This window comes from Cellvibrio sp. (genome assembly GCF_046347455.1).
GTDB lineage: Bacteria > Pseudomonadota > Gammaproteobacteria > Pseudomonadales > Cellvibrionaceae > Cellvibrio.
This window is the reverse complement of the sequence record NZ_JAXMGC010000004.1, coordinates 284,255-298,041: the sequence shown is the minus strand read 5'-3', so window position 1 is coordinate 298,041 and position 13,787 is coordinate 284,255. Positions and strand designations below refer to the sequence as shown.

General features: G+C 46.6%; 13 protein-coding genes and 1 pseudogene. 3 read left to right on the top strand and 11 right to left on the bottom strand.

The window, feature by feature from the left end; all coding sequences use genetic code 11:
• Positions 1–141: 141 nt before the first annotated feature.
• Both yaaA and U1F02_RS09765 read right to left on the bottom strand, forming a co-directional pair.
• On the bottom strand, positions 142–921 hold the full coding sequence (gene yaaA, locus U1F02_RS09770; RefSeq protein ID WP_409990196.1) for a peroxide stress protein YaaA: 780 nt from the start codon (positions 919–921) through the stop codon (positions 142–144).
• 23 nt (positions 922–944) lie between these two features.
• On the bottom strand, positions 945–1,427 hold the full coding sequence (locus U1F02_RS09765; RefSeq protein WP_409990195.1) for a DUF4265 domain-containing protein: 483 nt from the start codon (positions 1,425–1,427) through the stop codon (positions 945–947).
• Positions 1,428–1,494: 67 nt separating this feature from the next.
• Here U1F02_RS09765 and U1F02_RS09760 point away from each other — a divergent pair, with 67 nt between their 5' ends.
• Entirely contained in the window at positions 1,495–2,769 is a 1,275-nt protein-coding gene (locus tag U1F02_RS09760) for a M48 family metalloprotease (RefSeq protein ID WP_409990194.1), read from the top strand.
• A 112-nt stretch (positions 2,770–2,881) separates the two neighbouring features.
• On the opposite strand, the gene U1F02_RS09755 is transcribed toward U1F02_RS09760, so the two are convergent.
• The 9 genes and pseudogenes from U1F02_RS09755 to U1F02_RS09715 form a co-directional block, all read right to left on the bottom strand.
• Positions 2,882–3,100 (bottom strand): hypothetical protein, encoded by a 219-nt coding sequence (locus U1F02_RS09755; protein WP_409990193.1) that lies wholly within the window; start codon positions 3,098–3,100, stop codon positions 2,882–2,884.
• 208 nt (positions 3,101–3,308) lie between these two features.
• Positions 3,309–3,665 carry a CZB domain-containing protein gene (locus U1F02_RS09750; RefSeq protein ID WP_409990289.1) on the bottom strand — a complete coding sequence of 119 codons (357 nt, stop codon included), beginning with the start codon at positions 3,663–3,665 and terminating at the stop codon, positions 3,309–3,311.
• 96 nt (positions 3,666–3,761) lie between these two features.
• Positions 3,762–3,995, bottom strand: a pseudogene (locus U1F02_RS09745) (methyl-accepting chemotaxis protein); the annotation flags it as partial.
• Positions 3,996–4,602: 607 nt separating this feature from the next.
• Positions 4,603–5,661 carry a sulfate/molybdate ABC transporter ATP-binding protein gene (locus tag U1F02_RS09740; RefSeq protein WP_409990192.1) on the bottom strand — a complete coding sequence of 353 codons (1,059 nt, stop codon included), beginning with the start codon at positions 5,659–5,661 and terminating at the stop codon, positions 4,603–4,605.
• Between the two features lie 275 nt (positions 5,662–5,936).
• Entirely contained in the window at positions 5,937–6,833 is an 897-nt protein-coding gene (gene cysW, locus U1F02_RS09735) for a sulfate ABC transporter permease subunit CysW (protein ID WP_409990191.1), read from the bottom strand.
• A gap of 2 nt (positions 6,834–6,835) precedes the next feature.
• A complete protein-coding gene (gene cysT / locus U1F02_RS09730) occupies positions 6,836–7,717 on the bottom strand; it encodes a sulfate ABC transporter permease subunit CysT (RefSeq protein WP_409990190.1) in 882 nt (293 codons plus the stop codon).
• A gap of 99 nt (positions 7,718–7,816) precedes the next feature.
• Entirely contained in the window at positions 7,817–8,809 is a 993-nt protein-coding gene (locus U1F02_RS09725) for a sulfate ABC transporter substrate-binding protein (RefSeq protein WP_409990189.1), read from the bottom strand.
• A 78-nt stretch (positions 8,810–8,887) separates the two neighbouring features.
• Entirely contained in the window at positions 8,888–10,156 is a 1,269-nt protein-coding gene (locus U1F02_RS09720) for a porin (RefSeq protein ID WP_409990188.1), read from the bottom strand.
• Between the two features lie 92 nt (positions 10,157–10,248).
• Entirely contained in the window at positions 10,249–10,440 is a 192-nt protein-coding gene (locus U1F02_RS09715) for a DUF2292 domain-containing protein (protein WP_409990187.1), read from the bottom strand.
• Between the two features lie 242 nt (positions 10,441–10,682).
• On the opposite strand from U1F02_RS09715, the gene U1F02_RS09710 reads away from it, so the two are divergent.
• Together U1F02_RS09710 and U1F02_RS09705 are read left to right on the top strand one after the other, a co-directional pair.
• On the top strand, positions 10,683–11,291 hold the full coding sequence (locus U1F02_RS09710; protein WP_409990186.1) for an RBBP9/YdeN family alpha/beta hydrolase: 609 nt from the start codon (positions 10,683–10,685) through the stop codon (positions 11,289–11,291).
• Between the two features lie 107 nt (positions 11,292–11,398).
• On the top strand, positions 11,399–13,729 hold the full coding sequence (locus U1F02_RS09705; protein WP_409990185.1) for a response regulator: 2,331 nt from the start codon (positions 11,399–11,401) through the stop codon (positions 13,727–13,729).
• Positions 13,730–13,787 lie beyond the last annotated feature (58 nt).

The window sequence follows — 13,787 nt, the reverse complement described above, 5'->3', positions numbered from 1 at the left end:
ACTTTAATGTCCTTGGCTCATTGAAAGCAACAAACTTCTAAGAATGAATTTTTTAATAAGCGAAGCTTAGTTGAGATTTTAGGAATATAAAGAAAAAAATTTAGAAAATTTTTTTAATAAATTAGTAACAAACAATCCCGGCTAACTTGGGATTTCATCGCGGATAAAAACCCATTCGCGCTCGCTCGATTGCGAGGGTTCAAACGCGTAACCGGCTACATTGAAATGCTTAATGGCTTCTGGCTCGGTGATGCGGTTTTGAATGATGTAGGCGCTCATCATGCCGCGCGCCTTCTTAGCGAAGAAGCTGATGATTTTGTACTGGCCGTTCTTTTGATCTTTAAAGACGGGCGTAATAATCTCTGCTTTTAAAGATTTAGGCTTGATCGCGCTAAAGTACTCGTTAGACGCGAGGTTGATCACAATCGACGAGGATATTTCCTTCAACTGCTTGTTCGCGGCCGCCGTAATACTATCGCCCCAAAACTCATAGAGATTTTTGCCGCGCGAGTTGGCAAAGCCGGTGCCCATTTCCAAACGATAGGCTTGAATTAAATCCAGCGGGCGCAACAATCCATAAAGGCCAGACAGGATGCGCAGGTGCTGTTGCGCAAATTGAATGTCGTCTTGCGAGAAAGTTTCGGCCTGCATGCCCGTGTACACATCGCCTTGAAACGCATATACGGCCTGCTTGGCATTCGTGGGTTTAAAGGGCGTTTTCCAACTAGCAAAGCGATCAAAGTTCAACACGCCCAGCTTGTCGCTAATGCTCATCAGCTTAGAAATATCCTGCGGCGCCAACACGCGCAACTCGCTAACAAGTTGTTTAGATTGCTTGAGAAAGTCCGCTTGGGTGAATTCCGTGGTGGGCGCAGGCGTTTCAAAGTCGAGCGTTTTAGCGGGGGAGATCAATAACAGCATATGAGCTTCAGTCGTTAGGGCGATTATTCGGGTTTTAAAATGTCTTGCCACCAATTCAGTGGGGTTTGGCCGTCGATGGGATCGTAGACGTTGCCGTACATCCACGCGCTGCGGCCATCTTTGCCGATGAATTGGTTGAGCAAATCTTCAATAACGCTGAAGCCGCAACTCACATGAACGGAGTAGACCAACATACGCGGGGTTTCGACATCGAGATCACCGCCCAGCTTTTCAATTTCAGCGGTGAGGGAATCAGCTAGGATGCTGATGTTATCCTTACTAAACACGCGCACGCTGAGGTTACCGCTGCGTTGGACTATTTCGAATTCCTGATTAGGAACATCGCAGCGAATCACATCACCGCTAGCGAGCCCTTTCACAAACGCGGGGGATTTCACCAGCTGAAGCTGGTTATTTTCCAATTCGCGGACATGCATTTTTTCAACAATCGGCTGGCCGTTTGCGCCTAAACCTGCAAATAACTCAATAACTTGAAGCGCTTTCATGGGGTTTCTCATGTTCTCTTGCGGATGTGGCATTATATCCGAGATACAGACTCATAAAGGAGGCACTATGAAACACCTAATTCGATTGTCTGCAGGTGCATTGCTAGCCATGAGCTTAGCGGGCTGTGCGGTGAATCCTGTTACAGGCAAGCAAGAAATGATTTTCGATTCCGTTGCGCAAGACATAGCCACCGGAACCCAAAACTATGTTCCCAGCCAGCAATCTCAAGGCGGGCAATATGTGGTTGACCCCGGTTTAACCGCCTACGTTAATCAAGTGGGTAAAAAACTTGCCGCCGTAAGCGATATGCCCAACCTCCCCTATGAATTTGTGGTGCTGAATAACGATGTTCCCAATGCCTGGGCCATGCCCGGTGGTAAGCTCGCGATTAACCGCGGCTTGATTGTGCAGCTGGAGGATGAGGCGCAATTGGCCGCTGTGTTAGGCCACGAAATTGTTCACGCCGCAGCGCGCCATGGCGCTAGCGCCAAATCACAACAAATGGTTGTGGGTGCAGGTGCTTTGCTCGCAGGCGTTGCCATCGCCAACAAAAAGCCGGAATACGGGGCACTTGCTGTAGGTGCATTGGCTGTGGGCGCTACCGCATGGAACGCAAAATATTCCCGCGACCACGAAACCCAATCAGATATTTACGGCATTAAGTACATGCAAAAAGCCGGTTACGATCCACAGGCAGCGGTTGAACTACAAGAATTATTTGTGCGCATGATGGAGAAACAAGAACCCAGCTGGGTAGAAGGTTTATTTGCGAGCCATCCACCATCACGAGATCGCGTTTCCGCAAACCGTGCTGAAGTGGCGAAGTATCCAAAAGGTGGCACTCGCAATAAAGACGCATTCCAACGCGCACTCGCACAGCTCAAAAAAGATAAGGATGCTTATACCGGCTACCAAGACGCCATTAAAGCCGCCAAGGCCAAACAATACGATAAGGCGCTTTCTTTAGTAGATAACTCCATTCAGCAACAGCCCAAAGAAAATCTCTTTTGGGAATTGAAAGGAAAACTGCTACTGCAAAAAGATCAAAACAAAGAAGCCATTCCCGCGTTGGATAAAGCGATTGCAGCAAACCCTAATTTCTTCCGCCCATACATTTACCGCGGTATGGCTTATAAAGAATTGGGCAATCGCAATTTTGCAGAACGCGATTTAATCGCAAGCCAAAAATTGCTACCAACGCAGGAAGCCAGTGAACAATTAGGCGATATTGCTTTAGCCAAAGGCGACCGCGGCACAGCGCGTGCTTACTATGAGCAAGTCGCTGCTGCCGGTGGTGAAGCGGGCGAACGCGCCAAAGTGAAATTAGCGCAGATACAATAAGTGATTGAATAAAAAAGCCCGCGTAGCTAATCAGTTACGCGGGCTTTTTTATGTCCAGTTAATACTTGCCTGACAAATATCAATCTCAAAAAGGCTAAAACAGTTTGACCATTCATTCGCTGGCGGAAGTCTCCGGATCTGTATCTATCACCTTGGCGCTGTGCACACTCACGATTTGGATATTTTCAATATCCGTTTTTCCATAAGGCTTCGCCGCAGCAAAAACGCGCTTTTGCGCTTCTTCCCGCGTGAGTGTTTCCGAATCGGTAATGATTTCGAGAGATTCTTTTTGGCCATCTAGCGTGTATTCAACCACATAACGATGTTCCATTTTTCCTCCAGCCAAACTTTGGATATGAGGTCGGTCTTCAGATACTGCCTAGATCTTAATCAAGGCGTTAAGACTATATCGTTCGTCAACGAACATAAATCAGCGAAAACAAGGATTTGGCGACAATTATTTTTTTTGTGGCTTTTTTAACACGGACATAAAAAAGCCCGCGCAACTTTTCAGGAGCACGGGCTTTTGCAGAAGTAAATCAATGTTGGTGGAACGAAATTTCAGCGGAGTGCGCCATACGCTCCAAAGCGTCCAACACGCGCGTACCGGCAGATTCCATACGCTTGATGGCATGTGTGGCAGAATCCATATCGCCGCGATTATGAGCTTCGAGCGCTAAGCGCGCTTCGCGATGAAACGCTTGATGCGGCTCATCCATTTCTTTGTAGCCGCCCAAGTGCGAATGCTCACGACCTTCACCTTCGCTATACCATTTACCTAAGCGACAACTGGTGTGATCCGTAAACTCATGCAAGCTCTCGTTAGATAAACCAAAGAGCACGCGATACACGCGAAATTTATAAAGAATGTGATCTACCTTGGCGACTTCACACATGCTGCGTACGGATGCAGCTGACGTTGTGCGTTCAGATACTTTTGCCATTTCCAAAATATGGCTAATGGTCTTTGCAGCTTCGGCACCGTCACTGCTAAAGGATTCTGCTTGTACTGCAAAGGAAACAATTTGCTCACGGCTTGCTGCGCTGTCTTCGCGCATTTGACTGACTAATGCCGAAATTTCACCGGTTGCTTGCGCGGTGCGTTGTGCAAGGCTGCGAACTTCATCTGCCACTACCGCAAAGCCACGCCCCTGCTCACCTGCACGCGCGGCTTCAATCGCTGCGTTTAACGCAAGCAAGTTGGTTTGATCGGCAACACCTTTAATCAAATTGACGATGCCGCTAATTTGTTGCGCGCGGCTATCCAACTCGCCCACACGAGTTGCAGACACTTGCGAATCCGTTGCAAGCTTGCCCAAATGGCCAGATATTAAACCCACAGCCGAACTGCAGCTAGATGATGCTGTTTGCATTTCCGCCGCACGATCTTTTTCCTCGCGCATGTTGGTAGCGAACCCACCCAGGCTGCTCTGAATAGCAGTAATGGAATCGCCCATCGACTGTAGTTGTACTAATAAATCCTTCACTCTGTGCAACTCAGCTTTGTCTTCATTGACCGAAGCGCGAAGGCGTTCCAGCTCTTGGGTAGCCTCCATCAGTTCGGAATCGCGGTTATTAAGGGCGCGGCGCAAGGTAGAAATTTCTTCCCGTGCTGCAATGAGTTCGTGGTTATTAAAGCCAAACATGAGTGAATCCTTGAGCGTGTTTATTGTTTAGGTTATTACGCTGGCGAAAAGCTACAGCGGTGTATGCTTAAGCCTAGACTATAAATTCACCAATATTGGAAAACTTTTAAGCGCCCACCAAATGGCAGGCAAAAGAAAAGGCTAGCAACCCAGTCACTAGCCCCTCGCGTACAGCTCCAAGCCGACCTTAGCTTTGTAAAAACACCTTGGAATTGGTTGGACGTGCAAATACATGGGCACCAACACTTAAATCCAAGGATCGTTCATGTGAGCGCGGCAGCTCCACATGAATGACATCATCACTCAAATCATTTTTGAGTTCGATGCGCAACACTGAACCGGCGGTGCTGACATGTGACACAGTGGCGGGAATAGCACCTTCGTGATTGTCTTGCGTCAATTCGATATCGTGCGGTCTTACATAAGCGACGGCCGAGCGATTATTAACCCCGCTAAATTCCGGCGCAGGTAATTTATACTCACCAATATGCGCCCAACCATTTTCAACACGGCTGTGGAATAAATTAACTTGGCCGATAAAATCGTAAACAAAGGGACTGGCCGGATTGTTATAAATGTCATCCGGTGAGCCGATTTGTTCGATCTTGCCTTTGTTCAACACAACAATGCGATCCGCCACTTCCATCGCCTCTTCTTGATCGTGAGTCACGAAGATTGAGGTGATGTGCAATTCATCGTGCAAACGGCGCAACCAACGGCGCAAATCTTTCCGCACTTTTGCATCGAGCGCGCCGAAAGGTTCGTCGAGCAACAATACTTTTGGTTCAACCGCAAGTGCGCGTGCCAAGGCAATACGCTGACGTTGACCGCCCGACAATTGATGCGGGTAACGATCTGCCAACCAATCAAGTTGCACAAGTTCTAACAATTCGTGCACACGTTTTTTGATTTCTTGTTTACTTGGACGTGTCTCTTTAGGACGAACACTCAAGCCGAAGGCGACGTTGTCAAATACAGTCATGTGACGAAACAACGCATAATGTTGAAATACAAAGCCGACGTTACGTTCACGCACGTGTACATCGGTTGCATCTTCGCCGTGGAAAAGAACGCTGCCGTTATCGGGATTTTCCAATCCGGCAATAATGCGCAGCAGTGTTGTTTTTCCGCAGCCAGAAGGGCCAAGCAAAGCGACTAATTCGCCCGTCGGAAAATCCAAGGATACGTTGTTCAGCGCGGTAAAGTTGCCGAAGGTTTTATGTAGGTTACGAACTTCAATGCTCATAATGCTTTCTCAAAAAAAATTTAGAAACGAATTCTGTCTATTGGCACCAAACGGGCCCCTTGCGAGTTCCCCGAGCACTGGAGGAAAATTTGCGCAAAACAAACAGGACGTTTGTTTTAGTGGTGCCGCGACAAAGATGTCGCGTCACCACGGCGTGAATTTTCCGAAGCGCGCAGGAAACAGGAACGAGAAGGGTGTCCTTTTCTTTTGGTTACTTTTCTTTGGACAAGCAAAGAAAAGTAACTCGCCAGCAGGCGAAACCTGCCTCAAATAAACTACTGCGCCTGCGCTGTCCTAACTGCTAATTCATGCTCACGCGCTGCCTTCCACTCCAGCGCACTTTTCAACACCAATGTCACCAGTGCCAACAAAGCCAACAAAGAAGCAACGGCGAATGCGGCAGCGAACTGATATTCGTTGTATAGAATTTCAATATGCAAAGGCATGGTGTTGGTTTGGCCGCGAATTTTTCCGCTCACCACACTCACTGCGCCAAACTCACCCATGGCGCGCGCGTTACACAAAATGATTCCGTAGAGCAAACCCCATTTAATAGAAGGAAGGGTTACGCGGAAAAACATTTTCCATCCACTTGCACCCAACGTAATTGCAGCTTCTTCTTGCTCTTTACCTTGCTCTTGCATCAAGGGAATTAACTCACGGGCAATAAAAGGAAAAGTAATGAATACGGTTGCTAACACAATGCCAGGTACAGCAAACATAATGCGAATGTCATGATCCATTAGCCAGTGACCAAAAAATCCTTGCGCACCAAATAACAACATGTAAATCAAACCCGCAATCACCGGTGAAACTGCAAAGGGCAAATCAATTAAGGTGATAGCAAGTTGTTTACCGCGAAATTGAAATTTCGCGATGGCCCAACTAGCGGCCAAACCAAAAATAACATTACAGGGCACAGCGATAGCGGCCGCAATTAATGTCAGTTTGATCGCATGTGCTGCCTCAGGCTCGGTAATGGCCGCAAAATAAACTCCAGCACCTTTACTAAAAGCTTCAACAAAAACGACTACTAAGGGCAAAATTAAAAAAAGCGTTAAAAAAATGAGCGAAGTAGCTATTAAACTGTAGCGAATCCATGGAGCTTCAGTAGTGGCGCCTTGTACGCGCTGTGCGCTTGAGCTATGCAAATTTGAAACAATACCGCCCATGATTAGCCTCCGGTTCTCTTATGGCTCCAGTGCTGGAGCAAGTTAATCAGCAATAACAGAATGAAAGAGAACAAAAGCATCACACTACCTAAGGCAGCCGCGCCTGCGTAATCAAATTGTTCCAGCTTGGTCATAATTAATAGCGGTGTAATTTCGGTGCGGTATGGCATGTTGCCGCTAATAAAGACAACTGAACCGTACTCGCCAATAGCACGCGCAAATGACAAGGCGAAGCCAGTTAACAGCGACGGCAAAAGTGCGGGGAAAATAATGTATTTAAACGTTTGCCACCGATTTGCACCTAAGCTTGCGGCGGCTTCTTCTACTTCAGCTTCTAAATCGGCCAATACCGGTTGAACTGTTCGCACCACAAAAGGCAATCCAATAAACGTCAGCGCAATAGTTACGCCGATCCATGTGTAGGCGATTTTGATATCTAATAATGCGAAATATTTTCCAACCAAGCCTGTAGGAGCATAAATCGCGGTAAGTGCGATGCCCGCTACTGCGGTGGGCAACGCAAAAGGTAAATCGACAATCGCATCAACAATACGTTTGCCCGGAAATGTGTAGCGCACCAAGACCCAAGCAACAATTAAACCGAAGAATAAATTAATCGTTGCACCTATAAGCGATGCGCCAAAGGTTAAGCGATAACTTGCCAAGGCTCGGCGATTGGTGACTACGTCCCACAATTGCTCGAGCGGCATTTCAAAGCTCTTTAAAACCAATGCAACGAGTGGGATAAAAACAATAAGGCTCGCGTAGAGGGTTCCAAACCCTAAAGACAAACCAAAACCCGGCAGTACAGATTTTTGTAGCCAGGGCTGTTTTTTAGAAACCGCGTGTTGTGGTAGCGGTTCAATTGATGTTGAGACACTCATTTCTAAATCTCGTCAGTACCTGTGGTCAGGTAACTTTTGCTGGAAATTTTTAGTTGTGATGAAAATCGCTCGCACAACTGCGAGCGATTTTTTTACGGCTTATTGATAAATTTTGTCGAAGATTCCACCATCACCAAAGTGTTCTGGTTGCGCTTTTTTCCAGCCACCAAAGTCTTCAATTGTAAAGAGTTCAATTTTAGGGAACTTGCTACCGTAGGCAGCCAAAACTTCTTTATCACGTGGACGGTAGTAGTTTTTGGCAATAATGTTTTGGCCTTCTTTGGTGTAGAGATATTTCAAATACTCTTCTGCAACTTGGCGAGTGCCGTGTGCGTCTGCGTATTTATCAACTACTGTGATTGAGGCTTCCGCCAAAATTGAAACCGAGGGAACAACAATTTCAACTTTATCTGCACCTAATTCGTTCACGGCTAAAAAGGCTTCATTTTCCCAGGTAAGCAACACATCACCAATTTGACGCTGAACGAACGTAGTCGTAGCACCGCGTGCCCCCGAATCCAATACAGGTACGTTTTTAAAAAGCTTTTTCACGAAGTCTTGCGCAGCTTGGTCAGAACCAAATTTTTTCTTTGCAAAGCCCCATGCTGCCAAATAGTTCCAACGTGCACCACCAGAGGTTTTAGGGTTTGGTGTAATCACCTCAACATTTTTCTTGATGAGATCATCCCAATCTTTAATTTGTTTTGGGTTGCCCTTGCGTACCAAAAAAACGATAGTCGATGTATAAGGTGCGCTGCTTTGTGGTAAGCGAGTTTGCCAATCTTCTGGAATTAATTTTCCAAATTTATAGAGTGGGTCGATATCTCCAGCGAGTGCAAAAGTCACCACGTCCGCTTGCAGGCCATCAATAACCGCACGGGATTGCGCACCAGAGCCACCATGTGATTGTTCAACTTTTACCGTGTCGCCGGTCTTGGCTTGCCAGTATTTGCTGAACGCGGTGTTGTACTCGCGGTAAAGCTCACGCGTTGGGTCGTAGGATACGTTTAACAGTTTTACTTCTTTCGCGATGGCTCCGCTGGAGAGCAGCAATGCACTTGCAACAATCGCTAATTTCTTAATTGCATTCATGGTATGTGTTCCTAAAGAATGACCTTTGTTTAGATTGCTGCACCGGGCGAAATCACCCGATGCAAAGCCTAACCGAAATTAAAATTTGAAATCCAAACCAACGGCAAAGGTTTTATCAACGCTCGCAACTGTGTTGATTGCTTCATCGCCCTTTGTTTTAAGTCTGGCGTAGTAAGTGAACAAACGCGCCGCATCACTTAAGGCGTAATCCACACCTACCGCAGCTGCATCGGTTTTTACATCTTTGAATGCAGCACTCGGTGTGCTGGTTGCTTTACCGACTTGGAATTTGGCTGTCCATGGGCCAGCAATTTTCCATTGGCCATTAACAATTACAGCGTCTTGTTTTTTGTACGCAGTGCCTGCAGCGCCATCCCATTCAGCCAATGGGTTCAAACCATTTTGTGCGCCTAAAGTAGTACCGGCTGAACCCACAAATGTTGAGGTCAAACCACCGATGGTGTCGAAATCTTCGTGGCGCTCAGAAGTTTGGTAAAAGCCGCCAAGCTTCACTGTGCCAAAGGTATATTCACCGGCTAAACGTAGAGTATCAGCGGTAGCAACGTTGCTTTCATAAGCGGCACCTACGTACCACTTTGCCTTTCCGTACACGACAGACAAAGATTTGCCGGTTGCAAAGCCATTATCGTTTTGTGGGTTGGGAGTTGGTTTCGGAACTGCGGTAGTGGCTGCCGGAGTGGCATCTACACCGGTTTCTTCGGCCTGAATAGCGGCAAGGTTAATTTCCAAGCCGCCCAACAAAATCGGAGAAGTGTATTGAATAACGTTATCTGGACGGTTTTCACCCGCAATGTAAGTACCAATATCCGCCAGTGGATAATCATTAAAACGATCTACATCGGTACGCAGAACGCTGGTGGTTTGCAGAGTCTTCAAAGGGGTATCGTTTTTACCAACCAATACTTGGCCCCAGTCACCGCGAACACCACCGAATACGTTACGTTGCGTTAATTCGCGGCCATTGCTGTTGGCGCCGTTATCAACGTCAATTCCGTATTCAATACGGTAGAAAACCGTTAAATCATTTGCTGCACCGAAGTCACCTTGAATACCAATACGTGAGCCCGTGCTTTCAACAGCAGTTGAATCTAATTCTGTGCTTACACCGGTTGCGCCCACATGTTTGTAAGTAGTTGCATTGGCAGCGGTTAACGCGAAGTTATTTTTTTCAAAATCATACACATTCGCAGTCAGGAAAACTTTTCCATAAAGTGTTGGAAAACCTGCTGACGCGTGGCTTGATACTAAAGCGCCCAGGGCAAAGGGTAATAATTTAAGCGCGAATTTCGCAGTTCGTGCGACTGAATTTTTTTGTTGTACTGACATGCTAAAAGCTCCAAAAATTAATTTGTCACTTCCAGTTGTCCGGTCAGTGCTTTTTAAATGTGTGTTCTAATCAATGTTTGTTAAATGCGTGGTTATTTAGAGTTTTCTCCTTTGCCCCAGCGCTTTTTCTCTCGCCTTTCCAACTGCACGACTTGGCCATTGTGAACGGATATTTCCAATGAGCCGTATTGGATGTGTGCTAACTGCCGTTTAATTTCAGCAACTACTTCTTCATCCACAGCGGAATGCTGATGTGATAAAGATTCATGTTGATGGTTAGACATCTCTACCTCGCAATCTTAAAATCAAGTCCAACTCGCTGGTTCAAAACGTATACCCAGCCTGTTGCCTTGCGACGGTCGCCATACTAATCAGCGTTTTTTAATTCTAAAAATACCGTTTATTCATTAGCTTATAACTTTCGAAACTCGTACATTTTTGGAATAAGCTCATAAAAAACGATTATTTTTCGCCTGCTTCAAAAGCCTCTAAGCTGCCCTCCAACTCATATTTGGAGTTCATACACATGACTTATTCACCAACAGATCGCCTGCTCAGCGCAGTTGAAAACTTTCCGGTAGTCATAGTGCCCGGCTTGCGCAATAGCGATGAATTCCATTGGCAGAGCCTGTGGCAGGCGCGCTTGCCCAACAGCAAACGCATTACTGTGAATGATTGGGCCACACCCGATTTGGATGCATGGAGAGCGGGGATAAAAGCGGAACTCGACAAGCTGGATAAACCTGCCGTGTTGATTGCGCACAGCTTTGGCACCTTGGCGAGCGCGTCAATTGCGGCTGAGTTTCCCGAGAAGATCGCCGCTTTATTTTTGGTTGCACCTGCCGATCCCAACAAATTTGGAATAGCCGATAAGCTTCCGCAGGATTTTTTACCCGTTACGGCAAAGTTAATTGCCAGCAGCGATGACCCTTGGATGACCGAAGCCAAAGCCGCTTACTGGGCACTACTTTGGGGTGCAGATTATCTGCGCATAAAACGTGTTGGCCACATCAATAGCGAATCCAACTTAGGAACATGGACAGAAGGACTGCATCAACTGAAGCAATTAGTGTTGAAGGCACGGGCTCGGCTGAAACCCAAGGCTTCGCAAGAAGGTTCATTGGCATTTCAGTAGAGATTGCAGGAGCGGGTAAAATAACTCCTCGCTCAAGCTTGACCACCCATGTGGAAATCGGCGAATGATCCTCTATGCTTAAGCGGTGGCCTACACGAGCTTGAGCAATGGACTTCCTTAATTCACTGCCTTCAATTGTTTTCAGTGCTCAACTTTCCTCGCAAGGAAAGCTGGCCTTTAGTTTTTGTAACGATTGTATCAGCCGCTTCGCAAGTATCACTCCCGAATCCGTGTTAGCTGACGCTAACCTTCTACTGAAATGTATTGCCGAGGCCGACAGAGGCCGCGTGGAAGATGCCCTGATCCAAGCGATCGCTACTCACCGTGAATCACATCTGGAGTTTGCGTGGGTGGCTAAGCCGGGCGCCCCTTTATGGATGCTCATGCACGTCACTCCGGTCGATAATTCCGCTTCCCCTGCAATATGTGGACTCATCACGGATATAACCGAGAGCCACCAAGAAAAAGTACGCGCAGTTGAAGACGCAAATTATTTTTTGTATCTGCAAGATCATTTGCCCGACGTATTTTATTTTAAAGATCGCAACTCAATTTTCAGGGGTGGGAATAGAGCCTGGCTAGACATGCATGGTTTCAAGCGCCTTGAAGATGCAATTGGAAAATCAGATTTAACATCTGGCGCATTTTCCCATGAACTTGCGCAGACATTGTTTGAACAAGAACAGGAAATGATGCGCACGGGTATCGCGCTTCACGAGCAAGAACGCCACTTACAACCCGACGGTTCATTCACTTATGTGGACGCAAAAAAAGTTCCGCTTTATAACGACCGCAACCAAGTTGTGGGCATGGTGGGATTGACGCGTGATATTACCGAACTCGTGAAAACCCAAATGGCACTGGAAAGCGCCAAACTAGAGGCCGAACAAGCGGCCAAAGCCAAAAGTTCATTTCTCGCGGTCATGAGCCACGAAATTCGCACGCCCATGAACGGTGTTATTGGCTGCGCATCGCTTCTGGCATCGACACCTTTAAACAGCGAGCAAGAACAACTTCTCCACACAATTCAAACATCCGGTGAAAGTTTGCTGGTGTTGATTAACGATATTTTGGATTACTCAAAAATCGAAGCGGGGAAAATTAATCTTGAACATTCCCCATTTCAACTGCGTTTGCTCATTGAAGATTGCATCGAATTATTCAGCAAGCAAGCTGCCGACAAATTGTTGGAGCTAAATTATTTTATTGAAGCTGATGTCCCTCTCACACTGAATGGCGATGCAACCCGCATTCGCCAGATTATTAACAACTTGGTAGGCAACGCCATTAAATTCACCAGCCAGGGCGAAGTCTTTATTGAAGTTTCGCTTTCAAACATGGATAGCTCAGCACATCGCTGCGGTTTGTTGATTCGCGTAAAAGATACCGGCATAGGTATTTCAGATGAAAACAAAAGTAATCTGTTTAATGCTTTCACCCAAGCCGATAACAGCATTACCCGCAAATTTGGTGGAACGGGTTTAGGTTTGGTCATTTGCAAGAAAATTGTCGAACAAATGGACGGAGAAATTTGGTTTGAAAGTGAGCTCGGCGTAGGAACAACATTTTTTGTGCGAATCACTTTGGATTTTGAAGTTACCGATTGGGATGGCAGCAACCCAAGTGAAAAAGTCGATCTCAAGGGGCTTCGTGTTTTAATTGTTGACGACAACGCGACTAACCGAAAGGTGCTGGCCAACACGGTTATTCAGTGGGGTATGCTGCCCGCGGCCTTTCATTCACCCGAAACTACCTTGGAAAACCTCGCCTTCGGCCACGAGTATGATCTTGTGTTGCTGGATTTCTGCATGCCTAAAACCAACGGTTGCGATCTGGCAAAAAAAATAAAGCAATTACCACATATGCAGGATAAGCCCATCGTTATCCTTAGCAGCGCCACAACACAGCGCGAGGAAATGCATCATGTGGACGCCTGCCTGTTAAAGCCGGTTCGCAACAGCATACTGCATAAAACCGTTGCCCAAGCTGTAGGTAGAACGGGCGTTTGTCCTATATCCAAACCCCAACACATTGATCAACTGACCACGAATAGCACGCGCATACTTATTGTTGAAGACAACACGGTTAACCAAATGGTCATTGGTATGATGTTAAAAAAATTGGGCTACACCAATTTTTCTGCTGTTGCCGATGGTGAAGAAGCCGTTGAACTTTGCAAGACAATCGACTTCGATATTATTTTTATGGATATTCAAATGTTGCGCATGGATGGTTACACCGCCGCTAGGTTCATTCGCCAACAAACGCAAAAAAACACCCGTCCCTGGATTATCGCTCTCACCGCCGGTGCGCAGAAGGAAGACAGTGAACGCGCCTTTTCGGCTGGCATGAACGCCTTTACCACCAAGCCAATTCAAATTGATAGCCTGAAAGCTGTGCTTGCGAATGCCGAAAATTCACTGGCACAACTGAATTAATTCAACCGTACTTTTGGCTAGCTACGAAACTACCAAAGCTTGCTATTTACGTTTCACA